Raw genomic sequence first — 20,454 nt, 5'->3', positions numbered from 1 at the left:
CCCGCCGCAGCCAGCGACTCCAGATGGCGCGCGATAAGGGATTTTCCAGCAACCTCCAATAGGGGCTTCGGGACATGATCGGTAAGAGGTCGGAGTCGCTCGCCCCGCCCCGCAGCCAGGATCATCGCCCGGGTAACGGCGGTTGCCATAGGGCAAAAAGCTCCTGATAAGGCTGCAACAGTGGATCGGCATCCAGGGCATCTACGACATAAGCCCAGAACCGAGGTAGAAAATCGAGATAAGCCGATTTCCCGTCGCGGTAAGCCAGGCGACAAAAAATACCGAGAATCTTCAGGTTACGCTGTAACCCCATGCGCCCGACACGGCGCAGAAAATCCGTCGGTGGCGACAGGGCGACACCACGCCGATGCGCCGCCAAAAAATCCAGTGCCCAGGCATCCCGTTGTGCCCGTCCCCAATCCCAGTAGCGATCCCACAGCAGAGAAGCCAGGTCATAGGTCCATGGTCCGAGCACGGCGTCCTGAAAATCAATCATCGCCAACAAACCCGTGTCCCGCCGAACAATGAGGTTACGCGCATGAAAATCCCGGTGGACCCAGACCTGCGGCTGCGCTGCGGCATTATTCAGCAATACGGCAAAAAAGGTTTGCAGAGCAACGCTCTGCTGCGGGCTCAACACCAAGCCAAGATGCCTGCCCAGATACCAGTCCGTAAACAGGATCAGCTCATCCCGCAGACGGACCGGTGAGAAAAATGGCAAAGGGGGCAACGCCGCCTGCCGCTGCCCGGCTTGCTGCAGGTTGAGGACCAAGGTCATTGCCTGCCGCATCCACCGATCCACATTCGAGCCCGCGTCCAGTACCCGCTTCAGATCGTCGTGCCCCAAATCCTCCAGCAGCACAAAGCCTGAGGCCATTTGGGCGGCCAGCACCCGAGGCACCGGCAAGGCCGCCCGGGCAAAGCGGTGCCGCACCCGCAAAAAGGACAGAATATCCTCCGGTGGAGGAGCATCCATGAAGATGAGGTCCGGCGGCAGGCGCCAGTAACGTCGCCCGCTGGCATCGCCGGGAATGGCGCGCGCCGACGCTGTCGTAACGCCCTGCTGTGCGAGCCAGTGCACGGCGGTGGGTGACAGAGAGGACTCCGCCGCCGCACTGCGAAAATTCGATGTAAGCAAAGATTGCGGCATAAAAGCATTTTGTGCGATTTTACGCTCCTATGAAAAACCCTCTGCACAATATCGGAAAATCCCGACCCCGGCCAACTCGCCCGGGAAGCGGTAGCCATGTCCTGCTTTCTGGCATTCGCCTGGCCCTGCTGGGCGCCCTGCTGACACCCGGAATAGCTGTCGCCGCCGCAAAGGGGCCGATCACCCTCTATGCCGATCAGGTCCACGGCCTGGGCAGCGGTCACTGGACAGCCAGCGGCCATGTCGAAGTACTTTACGGTGACCGCCGGGTTTATGCCGACACCATGCACTACGATCAAGCCCTTGATGAAATCATCGCCAACGGTCACGTGCGCATGGTCAGCCCCGGCCTGGTCACCGCGGCACCCAAGGCCACCATCCACTTGCGGGCCAACGAAGGGGTAATCGTCCATCCCCGCTACCTGCTGGAAGCGCAACAAGGGCACGGCCACGCCGAAAACGGCAAAGAACTGGGTAAGGGGCGGTATCAGCTCAACGAAGCCTGCTACACCACCTGTCATGGCGAAAAGCCGGCCTGGCAGCTCTGGAGCGGGCGCATCGATCTCAACCAGAATGACAACTATATCTCCACCACCAATACCACGGTAGACGTCTTTGGATTGCCCATATTCTGGATGCCCTACTTCAGTTTTCCGCTGAAACGACACTCCGGGTTTCTTGCCCCCGGTGTGGGCAGCTCTACCATCAACGGCTTTTACCTCGGCATTCCCTACTATTTCGATATCGCCCACAACATGGACGACACCCTCACTGTCAACTACTTCAGCAAGCGCGGCGTCATGTTACAGAATGAATTTCGCTATCTGGAACCCAATTACAGTGGCAAACTCTATATGGATCTGCTCCCCTCTGATCAATTGACCCACAAAAATATCTGGGCCATCTCTTGGCAGCATACGCAAAATCTGGGCGACGGATTCAGTTTCAACGCCGATTACAACCACGTCAGTTACAAAAATTTCCTTTCGGATTTTGGCGGCACAGCGAATTTCGGCAGCAGTTTTGTGGGCGGCATTGGCAACGCGCCCTACATCAGCTCCTCCGGGGGTCTGTATTACAACAGTACGCACATTAACGCCGGCGCCACCTTGCAAGCCTATCAGATGCTGGTGCCTTACAGTGTTGCGCCCTATTCCCAGCTTCCCCGCCTCTTTGCCGATGCCTACTGGCGAGTGGGGCGCAACGGTTATTTCGACTGGCACAGCAGCTTTAACTATTTCTCGGCCTCGACAGGTCCCGTCGGTCAGCGTCTCGACCTCACTCCCACCCTCGGCTGGCGTTTTAGCCGCGGCTGGGGCTTTTTAGAACCGCAGGCCCGACTTTACTACAGTCACTATCAGATCCAGCGTAATCTCCCCTACGCGCGCGCCACTAACCGCACCTTGCCGGCACTCAGTCTCAAGGGCGGTCTCAATTTCGTCCGCTATGGCAGCGACGGCAGCACAACCCTGCTGCAACCCCTGTTCAAATACACCTACATTCCCCTGCAGGCCCAGAACGGCATCCCCATTTTCGATGCCAGTCAACCCTATCAGAACTTTCCGATGATTTTTGAGAATAACAGCCTCTATACCGGCAGCGATCGCATCAACGCCGCCAATCAGGTCGCGCTGGGGCTGCGCGGCACCTGGCTCACGCCCAGCGGGCGCCAGCTCTGGCAAGCGGCTGTCGGTCAGATCCGCTACTTCAACCGACGCCAGATCAACCTCGCCGGCGATATTGTCCCGCAAAACCAGCAGTCCAATTATTTTTTCGAGGGACAGTATGCGCCCCTTCCGGACATCAACCTCCTCGCCAGTTCACAGGTCAACGCCCAGCAGCGCAACCTGCAGCGGCTCAACCTGCGCGCCCAGTGGCTACCCGGCCCACAGCGCGTCATCAACCTGGACTATCGCTATACCCGAGGCTTCGTGCATCAGGCCGGCCTTTCCGGTGCCTGGCCGATCTACAAGCGCTGGCAGGCGCTCGGCAGTTATCAGTATGACATCACCGATCACAAGCCGCTGGAGGAGCTCGCAGGGATCGGCTATGATGGCGGCTGCTGGGCAGCCCATATGATGGTTTATCATCAGATCCTTCTTGGCGGGCAGTCCAATAACGCTATTTATCTGGAGATCGTGTTGCGTGGCCTGACCAGCCTCGGCAATGCCTCAAACGCTTTGCTCAGCCAGTATGTGCCGGGCGCCAGCATGGAGTTTTGATGTCGCTCAAACGCCGTCCTATTTTTCTCGCCCTGAGCATCGTTCTGGGAGCCGCTCCGGTGTTAGCCTGGGCAAGCACGCCTTTTCTCAACCGCGACACCCTGCTGCCGACCGCACCGGTGGTGGCACCACCCGGTACGACAACGCACACTTATTCGGAAAACTCTGCCAAAGCACCGACGGTGGCGCCATTACCCGAAAACACCCAGAATCTCGACAAAGTCGTTGCGGTGGTGAACGACAACATCATCACCTCCATGCAACTGGGGCAGCGGGTAATCGCCGTGCGTGCCCGACTGCAGACGCAAGACCCCAACGCCATGCCCCCCGAAGACGTCCTGCGCCGCCAGGTGCTACAGCAGATGATCCTTCAGGACATCGAACTGCAAATTGCGCACCGGGCCGGGATCAAGGTCGACAAAGGAACGCTGGATCAGGCCATCAGCAATCTCGCTCAAGCCAACCACCTCACCAAGGACCAGCTACGCCAAGCGCTGACCGATCAAGGACAGTCGTGGAAAAGCTTTACCAACGACCTCAGGAATCGCATTCTTGTGGATCGCCTCATGCAGCAGGAAGTGGAGAACCGGGTCCACATTGGTCCCGACGAGGTGAAAACCTTCGCGCAACAGCTCAAAGAAATGGGCGGTGTGAGTTTCGACTTGCAGCAAATATTCATCCCGCTGCCTGGCAACCCGACACCGGACGCCGTCAGCGCGGCCCGGAATGAAGCCGGGCAAGTGCGTGATCGCGTGGTGGCCGGCGAGAGCTTTTCGCGCCTCGCCGCCCAGGTCAGCAGCAGCCATGACGCCTTGCAGGGCGGACGCATCGGCTGGATCAAGGCGGGCGAACTCCCGCCCTCGGTAACCCAGACCCTCCTCCAGTTGAAGGCGGGCGAAATCAGCCCCGTTATTCCGGGGCCTACCGGGTTTCATATTTTCAAGTTGCTCGATGTCAAGCATGAACAGCCGACGGTCACCGAGGTCAAAACGGCCATGATCGTCCTGCGGGCCGGCAACAGTCTACAGTTGCAGGAAGCTGAGGCACGCGCGCAGGATATTCAGCAGGCGCTGCAAAGCGGCACCCGCTTCTCCGAACTGGCGCGTCATTACAGCCAGGACACCAGCACCGCCGGCGGCGGTGGAGAAATGGGCTGGGTCGCTCCCGGACAATTGCCAGACAGTCTGGAACGCACACTGATCACTTTGCAACCTGGTGGGGTGAGCAGTCCCATCCGCGAGGGGGATGCCATATACATTTTGCACTCTCAAGCACAACGCCAGCAGCCGGTTAAAGAGAAGCAGATCATGGCTGCCGCACGCATGCAGCTCTACAACCGCATCGTCCACGAGCGCATGGACGAGTGGCAACGTCGCATCCGCGACAGCGCCTACGTCGAAATCCTCGAATCCGGCCTGCGCGGCAGCGATGCATGAGATTTTTATGAAGCAGGCCGTGACAGATCCCGGCCCCGTACGCGCCCGCTTCGCACCGACCTGGACCTTGTTTTACAAAGAGACCTTGCGCTTCGGCAAAGTGTGGCTACAGACCATTGCCGCCCCGCTGATCACCACCATCCTCTACCTGGTGGTTTTTGGGCACGCCTTAGGCGGACATATATCGGTCTATCCGGGGGTCAGCTATACGGCTTTCATCGTGCCCGGCCTGATGATGATGTCGATCCTGCAAAATGCCTTTGCCAATAGTTCCTCCAGCCTGATTCAAGCCAAGGTGACGGGGAACATCGTCTTTCTGCTGCTCAGTCCGCTCAGCCCTACCGAAATATACATTGCCATGGTTGCCGCCTCCGTGCTGCGTGGCGCACTGGTGGGGATTGCAATCCTTGCACTGGCACTGTTGTATCTGCGAATACCGCTGCTGCATCCCTTGTGGATTGTGGCGTTTACCATTCTGGGGGCGGGCGGCATGGGTTCACTGGGCTTGATTGCCGGGCTTTGGGCAGAAAAATTCGATCAGATTGCCGGTTTCCAAAACTTCATCATCATGCCGCTGACTTTTCTTGCGGGTGTCTTTTACTCCATGCAGTCCCTGCCTGGCATGTGGCAGCACCTCTCGTTGTTCAACCCGTTTTTCTATATCATAGACGGGTTTCGCTATGGCTTTTTCGCGGATTCTGATGTCGGCGTGTGGACATGTCTGGGCGTCAGCATCGCCTTCGCGGGCGTAACGGGTCTTTTCGCCTGGTACCTGCTGGATCGCGGCTACAAGTTGCGCCAGTAGGCACTACTTGAGTATCGCTCTCTGGGCCAGCACGGCATGACACAAGTTTGGGCATAAGTGGCCACATCACACAGCGGCATTTTTACGTTACACTACATCCTATGAACGCCAATATGATCAAGTCACTCATCCAGCAACGGCTTCCCGACGCTTTCATAGAAGTCCTGGGAGACGACGGTGCCCATTTCGAGGCGCTGGTCATTTCCCCGACCTTTATCGGGCTTTCCCTCATCAAGCAGCATCAACTGGTTTATGATGCGCTGGGCGAACGCATGCGCGAGGAGATTCACGCCCTCTCGCTACGCACCCTGACGCCCGAACAGGCACAGCCAGTCCATCACCCCGCGGCACATTAATCGGCGCACTCCCCCCCTAAATTAACGAGGATAACCATGGCAACGATTCAGGAACTCATTCAGGAGCAGGTTCAGAAGCATCCCGTCGTGCTCTACATGAAGGGCAACCCGCGGGCGCCGCAATGCGGTTTTTCGGCCCGCGCCGTGCAACTGTTGCAGCAAGCAGGCGTCAAGGAGCTCTTTACAGTGGACGTCCTGGCCGACCCGCAGATTCGCGACGGTATCAAGCAGTATTCCAATTGGCCCACCATTCCCCAGCTCTACATTCAGGGCGAGTTTGTCGGCGGGTCAGACATCATGTCCGATCTCTATCAGCAGGGCGAACTGAAGAAACTGGTCGACAGCGCGCAAGTGGCCGGCGCGAGCTGATTCGTATCCATGGACAAACTGCTGTTGCGTGGTAATGGCCCCTTACATGGTGAGTTGCGGATTTCCGGGGCCAAGAACGCGGCGTTGCCCTGCCTCGCCGCTACCCTGCTGGCACGTGAGCCGGTGCAACTACGCAACATTCCGCACCTGCGCGACATCACCACCACCCTGGAGTTGTTGAGCACGCTCGGTGCCAGGGTGCTGGTAGACGGCCAGCTCGGGATTGAAGTCGATCCGCGCCCGGTACATTCGGTCGTCGCCCCTTATGAACTGGTGAAGACCATGCGCGCCTCGATTCTGGTACTCGGCCCGTTGCTGGCCCGCCATGGCTCGGCGGAAGTAAGTCTGCCTGGCGGCTGTGCCATTGGCAGTCGTCCGGTGAGCGTCCATCTCAGCGGCCTACAGGCCTTGGGCGCGGAAATCACCGTAGAGGACGGTTTCGTTAAAGCACAGGCATCCCGTTTACGCGGCACCCGCATTGTCATGGAGATCGTCTCCGTCACCGGTACGGAAAACCTGCTCATGGCGGCCACCCTCGCCACGGGACGCACCATTCTCGAAAACGCCGCCCGCGAGCCGGAAATTGTCGATCTTGCCCGCTGCCTGTCGGCCATGGGTGCGCGGATCTCCGGAGCGGGGACGTCGGTCATCGAGATTGAGGGCGTAGCTGAACTGCATGGCGCCGAGCACAGTGTTGTACCGGACCGCATCGAGACGGGTACCTATCTGGTGGCGGCGACCATGGCCGGCGGCGATATTTGTCTGAAACGCACCGATGCGGGCTTGCTGGAAAGCATCATCCTCAAACTACGGGAAGCGGGGGCGGAGGTGTCCGCCGAGGCGGACACGATCCGCATCCGCATGAAGTGCAGACCGCGGGCGGTGGATGTGCGCACGGCGCCCTATCCGGCCTTTCCCACGGATATGCAGGCGCAACTTATGGCGATGAACTGCATCGCCGAGGGAAGCGGCGTCATCACCGAAACCATCTTCGAAAATCGCTTTATGCACGTCTCCGAATTGCGGAGACTGGGCGCCGACATCAACGCCGACGGCAAGACCGCCGTGGTACGCGGGGTACCCCGCCTGCGCGGTGCGCCGGTGATGGCGACCGACCTCCGGGCATCCGCCTCACTGGTCCTGGCCGGGCTGGTGGCAGAGGGCGAAACCCTCATTGACCGGATATACCATCTGGATCGCGGTTATGAGGTCATCGAAGAGAAACTCAGCGCCTTGGGGGCGGATATCCGCCGGATCAGCAACAGGAGCGTCGCATGAGTACCGGTATCACCATTGCGCTGTCCAAGGGACGAATTCTGCAAGAAGCCATCCCCCTCTTTGCGGGAGCAGGTATCCATCTGACGGAAGATCCTGAGGAATCCCGCAAGCTGATCATCCCCAGCACAGATCCTGCGGTGCGCTTTCTGGTGATCCGCGCCAGTGATGTGCCAACCTACGTGACCTGGGGCGCTGCTGATGTGGGTATCGCTGGCAAGGATGTGCTGCTGGAGCAGGAGGGCCTGGACCTTTATGAGCCTCTCGACCTGCGCATCGGCATCTGCCACATGGCAGTGGCCGAACCTGTCAGCTTGGCAGCCCACGATACCCCGCAAAACTGGGAACGGGTACGCATCGCGACCAAATATCCGCACATCACCCGCAATTATTTCCATGCTCGTGGTGTGCAGACGGAGATCATCAAGCTTTACGGCAGCATGGAACTGGCACCTCTGGTCGGTCTCGCCGATCGCATTGTCGATCTGGTATCCAGCGGCCGGACGCTCAAAGAAAATGGACTGGTGGAGGTGGAGGAAATCATGCCTATTTCCAGCCGTCTGGTGGTCAACCGCGCGGCCATGAAACTCAAGCGCCACGCCATCGAAACCCTCATCAGCCAATTGGAGGCGCAAGTCGCGTCATGAATCGTCTGGACACCCGCAACCCCGATTTCGCCCAGCAGTTTCACGCCCTGCATGACTGGGACGCCAACCTGGATCCGCAGATTGAAGAGCGGGTGCGGGAGATTGTCGCGGCGGTCCGCGACCGGGGCGATGCGGCGCTGCGTGAGTATACCGAGCGCTTCGACGGCCTGCATACGGATTCGTCCGCCGATCTGGAAATCCCCCGCAACCACTGGGAGCAAGCTCTTCATGGCCTGGAGCCTGGTCAGCGCGCTGCCCTGGAAAAGGCGGCGCAACGTATCCGCAGCTACCACGAGCACCAGCGCAGCACAAGCTGGACCTTTACCGAGACCGACGGCACGGTGCTGGGCCAGCGCATTCTACCCCTGTCCCGGGTGGGGATTTACGTGCCCGGTGGGAAGGCCGCTTATCCCAGCTCGGTGCTGATGAATGCCATCCCCGCGCATGTGGCGGGCGTGCAGGAGATCATCATGACCGTCCCCACTCCCCAGGGGCAGGTGAATCCCTGGGTGCTGGCGGCGGCGGCTATTGCCGGGGTGGATCGGATATTCTGTGTCGGCGGCGCGCAAGCGGTAGCGGCGCTGGCCTATGGTACAGAGAGTGTCCCGGCGGTAGATAAAATTGTCGGCCCCGGTAATATTTATGTGGCCACCGCCAAGCGTATGGTCTTCGGTCGGGTCGGCATTGACATGATTGCCGGGCCCAGCGAAATCCTCGTCATCAGCGATGGCTCGGCACCCGCCGAGTGGCTGGCCTGGGACCTGCTTTCCCAGGCGGAACATGATGAACTGGCCCAGAGCATCCTCATCAGTTGGGACGATGAACATATCGAGTCGGTGCTCACTGCCGTAGATACCGCGCTTGCGGTACTGGACCGCGCGCCTATCGCCCGCAAGAGCTGGGCAGACCGCGGCGCGGTGATCCGCGTGCGCGATCGCGGCGAGGCCTGCACCATTGCCGACCGTATCGCGCCGGAGCATCTGGAACTGGCCGTAGCGGATCCGGAAGACTGGCTGGCGGACATCCACAACGCTGGCGCCATTTTCATGGGCATCCACAGTTGTGAGGCCCTCGGCGACTATGTCGCCGGCCCCAATCATGTATTACCCACGGGCGGCAGCGCGCGTTTCTCATCGGCACTGGGTGTCTACGATTTCATCAAGCGCAGCAGCCTCATCCATGTCAGCCCCGCCGGAGCCGCGCAACTGGGGCGGATCGCCGAAGGACTCGCCCAGGGCGAAGGCCTGACCGCGCATGCCCGCTCAGCAGCCTGCCGCATTCCCAAAGCTGGATCATGAACGACAAGTCGACAACCACCCTGATGCAGAGCTTGCTGCGTCCGGAGTTGCTGGCCAGCAAAGCCTATGCGGTGACGCCCAGTGACGGGCTCATCAAGCTCGACGCCATGGAGAATCCCTTCCATCTACCCGCCGCGCTGCGCCAGCAATGGCTGGAAAGCCTCGCCGATGCGCCCCTCAACCGCTACCCGGACGCGCACCCGGATGCCCTCATCGCCGCCCTAAAAGCCCATATCGGTGTACCCGAAGGTGCAGAACTCATGCTCGGCAATGGCTCCGACGAGTTGATCCAGATTCTGGTGACCGCCGTGGCCGGTAGCCAGCGCCCCATCATGGCGGTGGACCCCAGCTTCGTCATGTACCGCATCCTGGCGCAACAACTCGGGCTCGCCTTTACGGGCATTCCTCTGGACGCGGACTTTCAGCTGGATCTCCCCGCCATGCTGACCGCTATCGCCGCGCAGCAGCCTGGCATCATCTTCCTCGACTGGCCCAACAACCCCAGCGGCAGTCTCTTCCCCGAGGCCGATCTGGAAGCCATTGTCGCTGCCGCACCCGGCCTGGTGGTGGTGGATGAGGCCTACCACGCTTTCAGTCGGACGACCTTTGCCGATCACCTGGGACGCACGCCCAACCTCCTCCTGCTACGCACCTTGTCCAAGGAGGGCCTAGCGGGGTTGCGGCTGGGGATGCTGGCAGGGCCGGCGGCGTGGATTCAGGAGTTGAACAAGTTGCGTCTGCCCTACAACATCAATGTGCTCACCCAGCGTAGCGTCGCTTTCTATTTATGCCATACCAAGGTGCTGGACGCGCAGGCCGAAATCCTGCGTAGCGAGCGGGAAAGGCTCCTTAAGACCATCTCTTCCTACGGCCTGCCGATCTGGCCCAGCGCCGCCAATTTCCTGCTCTTTCATGCCCCCGGGCGGGCTGCAGCGCTATTTTCAGGGCTGCGCGAAGGCGGGGTGCTCATCAAAGCCTTTACAGGTCACCCCCGTCTCAGCGAATATCTACGGGTCAGTGTCGGCACCCCCGCCGAAAATGATCGCTTTCTGGCCGTACTGGAGTCTTTACTGTGAATCCGCGTCAAGCCGAAGTCGAAAGAAACACCCTCGAAACCCAGATCCGTGTTGCCGTGAATCTCGATGGGTCCGGGCAGGCGGATCTGCACACGGGCCTGCCTTTTCTCGATCACATGCTCCATCAGATCGTCCGTCATGGCCTTTTCGACATGCGCATTCAGGCCCAAGGTGATCTGGACATTGACGCCCACCACACGGTAGAGGATGTCGGCATCACCCTCGGTCAGGCCTTTGCCCGCGCCGTGGGGGACAAGGCCGGCATCCAGCGCTATGGCCATGCCTACGTGCCGCTGGACGAGGCGCTGTCACGGGTGGTGGTAGACCTTTCCGGTCGTCCCGGACTGATCTTTGCGGTCGAGTTCCCGCGCGCCCAGGTGGGTGACTTCGATGTGGACCTCTTCCATGAATTCTTTCAGGGCTTCGTCAACCATGCTCAGGTGACCCTGCATCTGGACGCCTTACGCGGCAACAACACCCACCACATCGCCGAGACCCTGTTCAAGGCCTTTGGTCGTGCCCTGCGCATGGCCGTCACCCCCGATCCGCGCATGGCAGGCGCCGTGCCCAGTACCAAAGGTACCCTGACCCTATGAGCGCCGCCACAACCCGCGTCGGCATTATCGATTACGGCATGGGCAACCTCTATTCCGTGGCCAAGGCCGTGGAGTATCTGGGTGGCAAAGCGATTGTCAGCGATCAGGCCAGCGAATTGGCCACCACCGACCGCATCATTTTTCCGGGGGTCGGTGCTTTCGGTGACTGCATGGCCGCGTTGGAGGCCCGTGAACTCAGTGACTTCGTCCGCGTTGCGGCGCAGACTCGGCCCTTCCTCGGCATCTGCCTCGGGATGCAGATGCTCATGGACTGCAGCATGGAACATGGAGAACACGCCGGCCTTGGTCTGCTGCCAGGGCGTGTCATTCCCTTTCCGGAAGAAGCCCTGCAGGCGGCGGATGGCCGCCGCCTGAAAATTCCGCACATGGGCTGGAATGATCTGCATCAGCTGGTGGAACATCCTCTTTTTGCTGGTGTTCCACAAAATGCCTATTTTTATTTCGTGCACTCCTTCTACGTGGAGCCCTCCACCCCAGAGATACTCGCGGCCTTTAGCGATTATGCCTTCCCCTTCTGTGCGGCGATGGCGGCGGACAATCTATTTGCCCTGCAGTGCCATCCCGAAAAAAGTGGCACGACAGGCCTGCGCCTGCTGGGAAACTTCCTCGGCTGGGATGGTGACCGTGGAGAAAGCTGTGCGATTTGACCATGTTTTTTGGAATAACTTTGTGTGGAGGAAGTTGTCATGCTGTTGATTCCGGCCATCGACCTCAAGGACGGGAACTGTGTGCGTTTACGGCAGGGCCGGATGGAAGACAACACGATTTTTTCAGATAATCCGATCGCCACTGCGCAGCGCTGGGTGGAAGCCGGCGCCAAACGTCTGCATATCGTCGATCTCGACGGTGCAGTGCAGGGAGCGCCGGTCAATGCACAGGCGATCGCCACTATCTGCAACCACTTCCCCGACCTTGAAATTCAGGTCGGCGGCGGTATCCGCAGCGAAGAGCAAATCGAAGCCTACATTCAAGCGGGTGTTCGCTACGTGATCATCGGTACTCAGGCGGTCAAGGCCCCCGGCTTCGTCGCTAACGCCGCAGTAAGCTTTCCCGGCCATATTATGGTGGGCATTGATGCCCGTGACGGCAAAGTGGCTACCGAAGGCTGGTCCAAGCTGTCCCGCCACGATCCCATTGATCTCGCTCAACACTTCGCTGCCGATGGTATTGAGGCCATCATCTACACCGATATCAGCCGCGACGGCATGCTCAACGGCCCGAACATTCCCGCAACGGTAGCGCTCGCGCAGGCCGTGCCCGTGCCGGTCATCGCTTCCGGCGGCATCGCCAATCTGGAGCAGGTGTTGGCGCTCAAGGCCCACGAAGGAGACGGCATCACCGGCGCCATTACCGGCCGCGCCATCTACGAGGGAACCCTGGACTTTACCCGGGCCCGGGCCCGGGCAGAGGCCTAAGCAGATGCTCGCCAAGCGCATTATACCCTGTCTGGATATCGACCACGGTCGTGTGGTGAAGGGCGTCCAGTTCGTTGCCCTGCGCGATGCCGGCGATCCGGTGGAAGTGGCCAAACGCTACAACGACGAGGGCGCTGATGAGATTACCTTTCTCGATATTTCTGCCAGTTATGAAGAACGTCGTACCCTTGCCGATGTGGTGTCTGCCGTGGCTGCCCAGGTCTTCATTCCCCTGACGGTCGGCGGTGGCGTGCGTTGCGTCGAAGATATCCGCACCCTACTTCTCGCCGGTGCCGACAAGGTCAGCATCAACAGCGCCGCCGTCAATGAACCGGAACTGGTGCGCGCTGCCGCCCGACGTTTCGGTAACTCCTGTATCGTCGTCGCCATCGATGCCAAGCGCGTGGATGATCATTGGGAGGTTTTTACCCACGGCGGGCGGCGCGGCACCGGCCTGGATGCGGTGGCCTGGGCGCGGCAAATGGCCGAATACGGCGCCGGCGAAATCCTGCTAACCAGTATGGATCGCGATGGTACGGGGGTCGGCTTCGATCTCGCCCTCACCCGTGCCGTCAGTGATGCCGTGCCGGTCCCGGTCATTGCCTCGGGTGGTGTCGGAGAAATCCAGCACTTCGCCGAAGGCATCCAGCAAGGGCATGCGGATGCGGTATTGGCGGCCAGTGTCTTTCACTTCGGCCAGTTTCGCATCTCCGAGGTCAAGGCACAGATGGCAGAGGCGGGTATCCCGGTACGCGCCATCCGCTGACGAGCGCGGCTTGGCGCACCGGTCAGCCCGTAACCGCGTATATTTTGGATAGTAAGTAAGGGCATCAACGAGAGGTTCTGACCAGCATGGGTGATACGGAAGCGAAGCATTCGGCCATACTCGCCGCCGTGCACTGGAATGCCGATGGCTTGGTACCCGCCATCGCTCAGGATGCACGCAGCGGCCAGGTACTCATGCTGGCCTGGATGAACGCCGAGGCCTTGCTGACGACGCTTCGTGTGGGCATGGGCACCTACTGGTCGCGCTCCCGGCAGGCGCTCTGGCGTAAAGGCGAGACCTCCGGCCATGTCCAGCATCTGGTCGATCTGCGCCTCGACTGTGATGGTGACACCATTCTTATGCGTGTCATTCAGGAAGGTCCTGCCTGCCACACGGGAGAGAAAACCTGCTTCTTTCTCGGCCAACCCGGCACCGATGGCTGGCAGCATCAGGCTCCGCCGCCCGGCAGCATCCTGGATAGTTTACAGGCCACGCTGCATGGTCGGCGAATGGCTGATCCCGGCCAATCCTACGTGGCACAACTGCTCCATGGGGGCCGGGATCGGGTCTTGAAAAAGGTGGGAGAAGAGGCCGCCGAGTTTATCATCGCCTGCAAGAATCCTGAGCCGGAACCGATTATTGCGGAGGCGGCGGACCTCCTCTTTCACCTGATGGTGGCCTTAGAGGAACATGAATTGCATATAGATGATGTCCTCGGAGAACTGGCGCGCCGCGAGGGCGTTTCCGGCCTGGAAGAGAAAGCGGCACGGCGCCCCCAAACTTGACGCAAGCGATTTATTTTCCTATGGTCCAACGGTTGGTGTAGTGCGTAAACCCCTCTGCGGGGGAAGGAGAACAGTGATGGGCGCTTTTAGTATCTGGCATCTGGTCATCATTTTGTTGATAGTGGTCGCGCTGTTTGGCACCGCAAAACTGCGCCACGTGGGTTCGGACCTGGGTTCCGCCATCAAGGGCTTCCGCTCTGCCGTCAAGGAGGAGGAGGAAAAAAAGGAAATCGTCGGCCACACCATTGACGCCGATGTCCAGCCCAGTAAAGAACACGAAACCATTAACCGCTGACCGCTTATGTTCGACTTCAGCTTCGGCGAACTCGCACTACTCGGGATCATTGCGCTGCTCGTGGTCGGACCGGAAAAAATGCCCGATCTTGCGCGCACTGCGGGGAAGTGGTACGGCGCCATGCGGCGTACCATGACGGGCCTGCGCTCTGAGGTCGAACAGCAGTTCTTACTGGATGACCTCCGCCAAGAAGCGGACCGGCTGCGCGATTACGCCAATGAAGCGCTTTTGCCTACGGACACTACCGCTACAGCCATTCCGACAGCAAGCGATGAAACACCAGAGATCATAGCAGAGCAAAAACAGGGTGAACTAGATATACTGCCGGCGCCCGTGCAGCATGCAGAGCTGCCCGGGTCAGAAAACCGCCTGCATTGATTGTGTAGCCCGCTCAAACTCACTAGCACATCTATACCGCCTAAGGACGTTTTTTAAGCATGGACAAGTTGGCGGAGAATACCTTTATCGGTCACCTGCTGGAATTGCGCCGCCGTGTATTATTTGCAGTGATTGCCGTTTTTGTCGGTTTCATGGCCTCTTACCCCTTCTCCAAAGCAATTTATACCATTCTCGCCGCGCCACTGATTGAGGTGTTACCCAAGGGCAGTCACTTAATTTACACTAGTTTACCTGAAGTATTTTTAACCTATGTGCAACTTTCCTTACTATCCGGCTTTGTGCTGGCCCTCCCCATTATTCTCTATCAATTTTGGGCCTTCATAGCCCCCGGCCTTTATGAACACGAGCGCAAGGCCTTTTTCCCACTCATTTTTGCCTCTGTTTTCCTGTTTATCGGTGGGATGCTCTTTGCCTATTTTATCGTATTCCCGAATGCCTTCCGATTTTTTGTGAGCTTCTCCGGCAATGATATTACCGCCATGCCCAAAGTCGATAGTTACCTATCGCTCATCGTCAAATTCTCGCTCGCCTTTGGTCTCGCCTTCCAGATTCCCATCCTGATCGTCGTACTGGTACGTATCGGGGTACTACAAGTGGCCACATTGCGCCGCAGTCGCCGCTACGCATTCCTGATCTGCGCCATCGCATCGGCAGTACTCAGCCCTCCCGATGTTTTATCCATGGTCATGCTGCTCATTCCCATGTACATGCTCTTTGAAGTCGGACTGTTCTTCGCGGCACGGCTGCCCGTATCCCGGCCGGGCGTAGAGGCAGCCGCTGATGATACAACAGTAGAGCCGTCGCACCATGTTGCCGCCGAGATGGATGCCGCCGAGGAAAGCTTTCGGGATAAGGATGAAAATGGCCCGAAGAGCTGATAAAATGGGCACCCCCCATAGGGGCGGAGTTTACCGATTTCGTGGAACGCCATTGGACCGCCTTCCAGTTAACCCGTACCAGGAACCAATCCTCATGACCACCTCGCTCACCGGTGTCTACGGTTTTGTCGGACATCACATATCAGGTACCCAGAGAGGCACATTCTGCAAAAGTGGTTTCTGGCCTGCCACAGACCGGTAATACCGGGGCACACCTACTGATAAAAGCCGCTTCTGGACAAAAAAGGCCAGACCACCGGCGATGAGCCGACCGCGGCGAATACCGACATCTCGGATCCAAATATATTGCAGGCACTACGCCGGTCGGAGAAAATCATATAGAGCCATCTGGTGAGTTTGCAAATATGAAGAGGGCGACGCACATGAGCGGTGACCATTATGCATAGCATCACCAAATATCAGCAGGCCGAGGCGAAGTTAAAGCTACTCCGCGCCTTGTTCGACAATTCCAGCGACGCCATCGAGGTGCTCGATCCTGTCACCCTCCGTTTTTTAGACATAAACGCGACGGGATGCCGCGCCCTTGGCTACACCCGTGAAGAACTCCTGTCCATGAGCATTTACGACATAATAGACACGGCTTACAGCGCGGCCCCCCAGAAAGTGCTTGCGCAGTTACGGGAATCGGGACACGCGCTGTTCGAAACCATACACCGCCGCAAGGATGGCTCAACGTTTCCTGTGGAGGTCAACACGGTATCCGTCGAACTCGACAGGCCCTACCTGCTCGCCATCACGCGTGACATCACCAAACGCAAGGCGCTGGAATCTGCCCAGCAGGACGTCGCCAGACACCTGCAACGGATCACCGATTTCAGTGTGCTTCTTTCCAGCGCCAATGAAGCCATTGCCCAGATGGAGAACGAGGCGGATCTGCTGCGCACCCTCTGCGAACTGGCCGCCCAGCACGCTCACCTACGGCTGGCGTGGATTGGTCAGCCCGACGACAAAGGCCGGTTTCAAACGCTTGCCGCCGCCGGGGCGGCGCTGGGCTATCTGTCGGGGATACATATATCCACGTCCGCAGAACTTCCAGAGGGACGAGGCCCCGTAGGTCAGTCCTGGCGCGATCAGAAACCGGTTTACATTTTTTCAATATCCCAAAACTCCCACATGCTTCCATGGGCGCAGCGTGCTGAAGCCTTCGGAATGAAGGCAGGCGCCGCTCTACCTATTTTCCGTGGCGGCAAGCGCTGGGCCGTCTTGGTGGTGTACCACGGCGAAGAGAATATTTTCGATGCCGATCTCCAGAAGATATTGACGGATTTGGCCCAAGACGTCGGTTATGGCCTGGATCGTCTGGATATTCTGCGAAAGGAGCGGGAAGCCAACGCCTTCAACGAGGCACTGCTGAACACGCAGTCGTCCGGCATCGGGGTCGTGCGTTTTCCAGAAATGATTCTCGAGCGGGTCAACGCGCGTATGCTGAAAATGCTCGGGGCATCTTCTCCGGGGGATTTGGTCGGACAACAGGCGCTGGCGATCTATCCCGACGCGGCAACCTACGCCCGAGTAAGCGCAGTTGAGCAGACAGCCCTAAGCGAAGGTAACGGGACGCTCCGGGATGTACCGCATCGCCGTCGAGATGGAGAGATCGTCTGGATGGATATTTCCATTCAACGCCTGGACGGCACGGACGGCGCGCAGCGCACGCTCGGTACCTATGTGGACGTGACGGAACGGCATCGATTGATGGATGAACTCGCACGGCAATCGCTCTCCGATACGCTCACCGGACTACCTAATCGCCGCGCTCTGGATGCAGAGATGGGTAAGGCAATAGCGCGATCCGACCGTCAGGAGCGGCTCCTGGCGGTGGGGTTTCTCGATCTGGATGCCTTCAAGCCGATCAATGACACCTACGGCCATGATGCCGGAGACGAGCTGCTGAAAGAAATGGCCCGCCGCCTGCAGGACGCCATGCGGCGGATGGATACGATCGCCCGCCTGGGGGGTGACGAGTTTGTACTGCTGCTGGAAGGCCTGCGCAGCATGGATGCACTGGATCAGGTCCTGGCCCGCCTCCAGGCCGCGATTGCGCAGCCTTTGCACATCAAAGGGGAAATCGTCCGTATTCAGGCGAGTATGGGACTGACCATCTATCCCTTCGACGACGGGGACGCCGACCTGCTCCTGCGCCACGCGGACCAGGCCATGTACGCCGCCAAAACACGTCCTGGTCGAGAGGGCGGAAGCTGGGTGCAGGTCTATCATCCGGACATTGGTAACGTCAGCATGGGCGATGAGATATTGCGCCGGGATTTCCTGCGGGCCTTGGCCAGCGGAGCGGTGACCCTGCGCTATCAGCCTCTGGTGGCCATGGCGACGGGTCGGGTGGCAGGTCTCGAGGTCCTGACCCGGTGGAACCGGGAGGATCAGGAGCTCTCCCCCGAGCGCTTCCTTCCTTCCCTGGGCGTGCTGGAACGCCAGGCATTGGGGCGCTTCGTGCTGCAGACGGGACTGCGGCAGCTTACGCAATGGCGAGAGATGGGCCTGGATCTCTTCCTCAGCGTCAACGTCACTCCGGAAGAGCTCGACAGTCCCGGATTTGCCGATTCGATCTTTGGCATCCTGGCCGCTTATCCGGGCATTCCCCTGGAATCCCTGGTGCTGGAGGTGCTGGAGATCGGGGAAATCCTCGAGCAGGGGGTCGCCCCGGAGCATCTGCAGCGACTGCGCGGTGCGGGCGTCAAAATCGCCCTGGATGACGTGGGGAGTGCATACGCCTCCCTCCTGCGACTCAAAAATCTGCCCATTGACGAGATCAAAATCGATCAGGGTTTCATCCGCGAACTGTCGAACAAGCCCCAGGACCTGATTTTCGTCGAAAGTCTCGTCAGCCTGGGCTTGGCGATGGGCGTCCTCATCACCGTGGAGGGCGTGGAAACCGAAGCACATATCGCCCTCCTGCGCGAAATGAAGATCGACTATCTCCAGGGGTACGCCATTGCCAGGCCGCTGGAGGCGGAAGCGGTGGCAGATTTTGTGCGCACCTTCGTCCTCGGCGCCGGGGATGCGGACACGCCGATGCTGGCCCTGTACCAGCATCTGGGATGGGTGCGTGCGGCAGCAGAATCCGCGATGAATCATGAGGGTTACGAGCATACGGAACTGGCCGACTGCCCGATCACGACCTGGCTGCACACCCACGCAGCAGAACTGTCCGAGGTGGAGGCCTTGCTGGCCGAGCACGAAACGGTGCATGCCCTGGGCCGGAAAATCCTTCAGGTACGACAAAGCGGAACGCGCGAGGAACTCCATCACCTGCTCATCCAGTTGCACGGGCACAGCCACCGCTTTAAGGAATCGCTGGGGCAGGCGGTGCAGGGCATGCGAGCCGATGCAGCGGCCACTGCCCTACCGCCCTCTTCCAATGAATAAAATTATTGACATGGATTGGGCAGCGTTCGAAGCATTTGATTTTGACAAAGGCAGCATTCGAGCGAATATTCACTTTTATCTTCGGTATTTGCAGCCGTACAGGCACTGGCGAATGTCATGAACGACCAGAAAGAAACCCTTCCCCTGCTGGCTATGGCCACCCTCGGCGTGGTCTTCGGGGACATCGGCACGAGTCCGCTTTACACCCTCAGCGCCTGTCTGTCCGCCATGTCCTTGCCCCCCACGGCGGCGAATCTCCAAGGTATCCTTTCCTTGATTTTTTGGACTCTGGTGCTGGTCGTGAGTGTCAAATACGCCTGGGTGATCATGCGGGCGAACAATCAAGGCGAGGGCGGCGTCATGGCGCTGACCGCTCTGGCCGCCCATGCAACAGGGCATTCCGGACGATTGCGCTGGTGGATACTGAGTATTGGACTTTTGGGTGCAGCCCTTTTTTATGGAGATAGCATCATCACCCCAGCCATTTCAGTGCTGTCGGCCATGGAAGGCATGGAAGTCGCCTCTCCGGCCTGGAAACCGCTGGTCCTCCCCCTGGCTCTGGGAGTGATCATTGGACTCTTTCTGGTCCAACGTCGCGGCACGGCGGCCATTAGTCACCTCTTCGGTCCGAGCATGCTGGTATGGTTCCTGCTGCTTTTTGGTTCCGGACTGACCTGGATCATCGCTGATCCACAGATATTGCTTGCGCTCAACCCGTGGTACGCCCTGCATTTTTTCGGAATACACGGCATCGGTGGGTTGGTGATCCTGGGCGCTGTAGTCCTCGCCGTCACCGGGGCAGAGGCGCTCTACGCCGATATGGGTCATTTTGGTGCGCGTCCCATCCGCATGGCTTGGTATTTTCTGGTGCTACCCGCCCTGGCCCTCAATTATCTCGGCCAGGGTGCCTTGCTGGAGATCAACCCTTCGGCTGCTCAGAATCCCTTTTTCCGGCTTTTCCCCGCCTGGGCGACTCTGCCTATGGTGGTGATATCGGGCATCGCTACAGTGATTGCCTCGCAAGCGGTGATTTCCGGAGCCTATTCCGCGACACGCCAAGCCCTGCTGCTAGGTTACGTGCCACGTCTGACCATCATTCACACCTCGGCATCCGAGCGCGGGCAGATCTATCTTCCAGGACTCAACGGGGTCCTGATGGTGGCGGTTATCGCGGCGATTCTCTGGTTCGGGTCTTCGAACGCGCTGAGTTTCGCCTATGGTACGGCGGTTACCGGCACCATGCTACTGACCACCGTTCTGGTC

General features: G+C 59.3%; 21 protein-coding genes. 19 read left to right on the top strand and 2 right to left on the bottom strand.

The genetic code is table 11. The features are described 5' to 3' along the window. Positions 1-125 (bottom strand): nucleotidyltransferase family protein (locus HF921_RS06275; RefSeq protein ID WP_305828935.1); only part of this gene is annotated, 125 nt, incomplete at its 3' end. After that, positions 122-1,138: an aminoglycoside phosphotransferase family protein gene (locus tag HF921_RS06270; protein WP_226834367.1), complete on the bottom strand. Its 1,017-nt coding sequence runs from the start codon at positions 1,136-1,138 to the stop codon at positions 122-124. The genes HF921_RS06275 and HF921_RS06270, both read right to left, overlap by 4 nt. Before the next feature lie 41 nt (positions 1,139-1,179). Between HF921_RS06270 and HF921_RS06265 the strand changes: the two genes are divergently transcribed. From HF921_RS06265 to HF921_RS06175, 19 genes are all read left to right on the top strand, one after another. Beyond that, positions 1,180-3,372, top strand: coding sequence for an LPS-assembly protein LptD (locus HF921_RS06265; RefSeq protein ID WP_215893529.1), 2,193 nt, complete (start codon positions 1,180-1,182; stop codon positions 3,370-3,372). Then, entirely contained in the window at positions 3,372-4,808 is a 1,437-nt protein-coding gene (locus HF921_RS06260) for a peptidylprolyl isomerase (RefSeq protein ID WP_215892146.1), read from the top strand. The genes HF921_RS06265 and HF921_RS06260 overlap by 1 nt, the downstream gene beginning before the upstream one ends. 7 nt (positions 4,809-4,815) lie before the next feature. After that, positions 4,816-5,613: an ABC transporter permease gene (locus HF921_RS06255; protein ID WP_215861453.1), complete on the top strand. Its 798-nt coding sequence runs from the start codon at positions 4,816-4,818 to the stop codon at positions 5,611-5,613. Positions 5,614-5,726: 113 nt separating this feature from the next. Next, positions 5,727-5,969, top strand: a complete 243-nt coding sequence (locus HF921_RS06250; protein WP_226834366.1) for a BolA family protein — start codon at positions 5,727-5,729, stop codon at positions 5,967-5,969. A gap of 36 nt (positions 5,970-6,005) precedes the next feature. After that, positions 6,006-6,338 carry a Grx4 family monothiol glutaredoxin gene (gene grxD, locus HF921_RS06245; RefSeq protein WP_064218015.1) on the top strand — a complete coding sequence of 111 codons (333 nt, stop codon included), beginning with the start codon at positions 6,006-6,008 and terminating at the stop codon, positions 6,336-6,338. 9 nt (positions 6,339-6,347) lie between these two features. Next, positions 6,348-7,616, top strand: coding sequence for a UDP-N-acetylglucosamine 1-carboxyvinyltransferase (gene murA / locus HF921_RS06240; protein WP_064218016.1), 1,269 nt, complete (start codon positions 6,348-6,350; stop codon positions 7,614-7,616). Beyond that, positions 7,613-8,260 carry an ATP phosphoribosyltransferase gene (hisG, locus tag HF921_RS06235; protein ID WP_215892145.1) on the top strand — a complete coding sequence of 216 codons (648 nt, stop codon included), beginning with the start codon at positions 7,613-7,615 and terminating at the stop codon, positions 8,258-8,260. Before murA ends, hisG begins: the two co-directional genes overlap by 4 nt. Beyond that, positions 8,257-9,558 (top strand): histidinol dehydrogenase, encoded by a 1,302-nt coding sequence (gene hisD / locus HF921_RS06230; RefSeq protein ID WP_215893528.1) that lies wholly within the window; start codon positions 8,257-8,259, stop codon positions 9,556-9,558. Before hisG ends, hisD begins: the two co-directional genes overlap by 4 nt. Beyond that, the gene (gene hisC, locus HF921_RS06225) at positions 9,555-10,634 is read left to right on the top strand and encodes a histidinol-phosphate transaminase (RefSeq protein WP_215893527.1); all 1,080 of its coding nucleotides are present in this window, start codon (positions 9,555-9,557) and stop codon (positions 10,632-10,634) included. The genes hisD and hisC overlap by 4 nt, the downstream gene beginning before the upstream one ends. Further along, a complete protein-coding gene (hisB, locus tag HF921_RS06220; RefSeq protein ID WP_215893526.1) occupies positions 10,631-11,230 on the top strand; it encodes an imidazoleglycerol-phosphate dehydratase HisB in 600 nt (199 codons plus the stop codon). The genes hisC and hisB overlap by 4 nt, the downstream gene beginning before the upstream one ends. Next, positions 11,227-11,898, top strand: coding sequence for an imidazole glycerol phosphate synthase subunit HisH (hisH, locus tag HF921_RS06215; protein ID WP_215893525.1), 672 nt, complete (start codon positions 11,227-11,229; stop codon positions 11,896-11,898). Before hisB ends, hisH begins: the two co-directional genes overlap by 4 nt. A gap of 39 nt (positions 11,899-11,937) precedes the next feature. Continuing rightward, complete coding sequence (hisA, locus tag HF921_RS06210) at positions 11,938-12,666, top strand: 1-(5-phosphoribosyl)-5-[(5-phosphoribosylamino)methylideneamino]imidazole-4-carboxamide isomerase (protein WP_215892140.1); 729 nt, start codon at positions 11,938-11,940, stop codon at positions 12,664-12,666. 4 nt (positions 12,667-12,670) lie between these two features. After that, entirely contained in the window at positions 12,671-13,432 is a 762-nt protein-coding gene (hisF, locus tag HF921_RS06205; protein ID WP_064218023.1) for an imidazole glycerol phosphate synthase subunit HisF, read from the top strand. A gap of 86 nt (positions 13,433-13,518) precedes the next feature. Further along, positions 13,519-14,217 (top strand): bifunctional phosphoribosyl-AMP cyclohydrolase/phosphoribosyl-ATP diphosphatase HisIE, encoded by a 699-nt coding sequence (gene hisIE / locus HF921_RS06200; RefSeq protein ID WP_064218024.1) that lies wholly within the window; start codon positions 13,519-13,521, stop codon positions 14,215-14,217. 76 nt (positions 14,218-14,293) lie between these two features. Then, on the top strand, positions 14,294-14,512 hold the full coding sequence (gene tatA / locus HF921_RS06195; protein WP_064218025.1) for a Sec-independent protein translocase subunit TatA: 219 nt from the start codon (positions 14,294-14,296) through the stop codon (positions 14,510-14,512). A 6-nt stretch (positions 14,513-14,518) separates the two neighbouring features. Beyond that, positions 14,519-14,890 carry a Sec-independent protein translocase protein TatB gene (gene tatB, locus HF921_RS06190; protein WP_064218026.1) on the top strand — a complete coding sequence of 124 codons (372 nt, stop codon included), beginning with the start codon at positions 14,519-14,521 and terminating at the stop codon, positions 14,888-14,890. A 59-nt stretch (positions 14,891-14,949) separates the two neighbouring features. Continuing rightward, on the top strand, positions 14,950-15,789 hold the full coding sequence (gene tatC, locus HF921_RS06185; RefSeq protein ID WP_215893524.1) for a twin-arginine translocase subunit TatC: 840 nt from the start codon (positions 14,950-14,952) through the stop codon (positions 15,787-15,789). Between the two features lie 399 nt (positions 15,790-16,188). Then, positions 16,189-19,191 carry an EAL domain-containing protein gene (locus HF921_RS06180; RefSeq protein ID WP_215893523.1) on the top strand — a complete coding sequence of 1,001 codons (3,003 nt, stop codon included), beginning with the start codon at positions 16,189-16,191 and terminating at the stop codon, positions 19,189-19,191. Positions 19,192-19,308: 117 nt separating this feature from the next. After that, positions 19,309-20,454: KUP/HAK/KT family potassium transporter (locus HF921_RS06175; protein ID WP_215893522.1), on the top strand; the 1,146-nt coding region annotated here is incomplete at its 3' end.

It is taken from the genome of Acidithiobacillus ferriphilus (assembly GCF_018854775.1).
Taxonomy (GTDB): domain Bacteria; phylum Pseudomonadota; class Gammaproteobacteria; order Acidithiobacillales; family Acidithiobacillaceae; genus Acidithiobacillus; species Acidithiobacillus ferriphilus.
This window is presented reverse-complemented; position numbering and strand designations above follow the sequence as displayed.

Bases quoted from the DNA above. Each gene is read 5' to 3' on its own strand.
- HF921_RS06265 (WP_215893529.1), top strand. From the start codon at position 1,180: ATGAAAAACCCTCTGCACAATATCGGAAAATCCCGACCCCGGCCAACT.
- HF921_RS06260 (WP_215892146.1), top strand. From the start codon at position 3,372: ATGTCGCTCAAACGCCGTCCTATTTTTCTCGCCCTGAGCATCGTTCTG.
- HF921_RS06255 (WP_215861453.1), top strand. From the start codon at position 4,816: ATGAAGCAGGCCGTGACAGATCCCGGCCCCGTACGCGCCCGCTTCGCA.
- HF921_RS06250 (WP_226834366.1), top strand. From the start codon at position 5,727: ATGATCAAGTCACTCATCCAGCAACGGCTTCCCGACGCTTTCATAGAA.
- grxD (WP_064218015.1), top strand. From the start codon at position 6,006: ATGGCAACGATTCAGGAACTCATTCAGGAGCAGGTTCAGAAGCATCCC.
- murA (WP_064218016.1), top strand. From the start codon at position 6,348: ATGGACAAACTGCTGTTGCGTGGTAATGGCCCCTTACATGGTGAGTTG.
- hisG (WP_215892145.1), top strand. From the start codon at position 7,613: ATGAGTACCGGTATCACCATTGCGCTGTCCAAGGGACGAATTCTGCAA.
- hisD (WP_215893528.1), top strand. From the start codon at position 8,257: ATGAATCGTCTGGACACCCGCAACCCCGATTTCGCCCAGCAGTTTCAC.
- hisC (WP_215893527.1), top strand. From the start codon at position 9,555: ATGAACGACAAGTCGACAACCACCCTGATGCAGAGCTTGCTGCGTCCG.
- hisH (WP_215893525.1), top strand. From the start codon at position 11,227: ATGAGCGCCGCCACAACCCGCGTCGGCATTATCGATTACGGCATGGGC.
- hisA (WP_215892140.1), top strand. From the start codon at position 11,938: ATGCTGTTGATTCCGGCCATCGACCTCAAGGACGGGAACTGTGTGCGT.
- hisF (WP_064218023.1), top strand. From the start codon at position 12,671: ATGCTCGCCAAGCGCATTATACCCTGTCTGGATATCGACCACGGTCGT.
- hisIE (WP_064218024.1), top strand. From the start codon at position 13,519: ATGGGTGATACGGAAGCGAAGCATTCGGCCATACTCGCCGCCGTGCAC.
- tatA (WP_064218025.1), top strand. From the start codon at position 14,294: ATGGGCGCTTTTAGTATCTGGCATCTGGTCATCATTTTGTTGATAGTG.
- tatB (WP_064218026.1), top strand. From the start codon at position 14,519: ATGTTCGACTTCAGCTTCGGCGAACTCGCACTACTCGGGATCATTGCG.
- tatC (WP_215893524.1), top strand. From the start codon at position 14,950: ATGGACAAGTTGGCGGAGAATACCTTTATCGGTCACCTGCTGGAATTG.
- HF921_RS06180 (WP_215893523.1), top strand. From the start codon at position 16,189: ATGCATAGCATCACCAAATATCAGCAGGCCGAGGCGAAGTTAAAGCTA.